The sequence below is a fragment of the Tepidimonas sp. genome (assembly GCF_046292505.1).
Lineage (GTDB): Bacteria > Pseudomonadota > Gammaproteobacteria > Burkholderiales > Burkholderiaceae_C > Tepidimonas.
The window spans coordinates 1-1114 of record NZ_JBKBQX010000110.1 but is presented as its reverse complement, the minus strand read 5'-3'; the positions used below and the strand labels follow the sequence as shown (position 1 = coordinate 1114).

General features: G+C 75.3%; 1 protein-coding gene and 1 pseudogene. Both read right to left on the bottom strand.

Features of this window, described 5'->3' with window-relative positions:
- Positions 1–661: pseudogene (locus ACK4TH_RS12050) on the bottom strand (hypothetical protein); the annotation flags it as partial.
- 3 nt (positions 662–664) lie between these two features.
- A partial coding sequence (locus ACK4TH_RS12045; protein ID WP_409626786.1) for a methyl-accepting chemotaxis protein occupies positions 665–1114 on the bottom strand: 450 nt, incomplete at its 5' end.

The following is a 1114-nucleotide window of genomic DNA, read 5'->3' as shown; positions in this document are numbered from 1 at the left end:
CGCCCACCGACCGCGACACGCCACCGGCCAACCGGGCCAGGGCCGCGGCTGCGCTGGGACGCCCCTCCCGCAACAGCGGCAGGGCCAGCCGCTCCAGGTGGGTGCGCACGCGCGGCCCAGGCGCGACGGTCGGACCCGGGGGCGGTTCCACCGCCAGCGGCAGGGGTGACCCCCACAGGTCGGCCGGATGGGCGCGGCCCTGCGCCCACTGCTGCCAATCCCGGTAGGTGGGGAACAGCGCCAGCCCCGGCAGCCCCTGCTGGCGCAGGTGGCGCTGCAGCTGATCGCGCAGCGCCCACACGCCGCGCTCGACCAGGGGGACGACCGAGGCCTCTGCCGCCAACGGGCGCTGTACCAGCCGCTCCAACACCGACTGCAGGGCCGCGACGGTACGGGCCTCGGCCGGCAGATCCACCATGTCCAGCGCGCCGGCCGCCTGGTGCAGGGCCTGGATCTGCCAGCGCAAGTCGCTGTCGTCCACCGCGCCCAGATCACCCGCGCGAGAGCGCTCGTGCGCCGCCACATACTGCCGCACCGCGGCCAGGGTGGCGTCCAGCGTGCGCTCCAGCGCCTCCCGAAGCCACGCCAGCGGCCCTGGATCGGCCGGCGGCCCGCCCATGGCGATGGGCAGGGATGGCGGGGCGTCGTCGCGCTCGGCCACGTCTCAGCGGATCTTGAAGCGGGCCACCGACTGGCGCAGCTCGTCCGCCACGCGGGCCAGCTCGCGCACCTGCTGCACCGTGGAGCGCGTGCCCTCGCCGGTCTGCTCGGTGACGGCCAGGATGTGCTGGATGCTGGTCGCCGTCTGCCCCGCCAGCGCCGCCTCGCGCCCGGCCGAGCCGGCGATTTGCTCGACCAGTTCCGCCGCCTGCCGCGACAGGCGGTCGATTTCGGCCAGCGCCGCGCCGGCGTTGTCGGACAGCCGCGCCCCTTCGACGACCTCGCGCGTCGAGCGCTCCATCGCCAGCACCGCGTCCTGCGTGTCGGCCTGAATGGCGCGCACCAGCGCGGCGATCTGGCGCGTGGCATCGGCGCTGCGCTCGGCCAGCGCGGCACGATCCCGCTGATGAACATGCTGAGCGAGGGATTCCCGCGCGCGCAGATGATGGTCTGC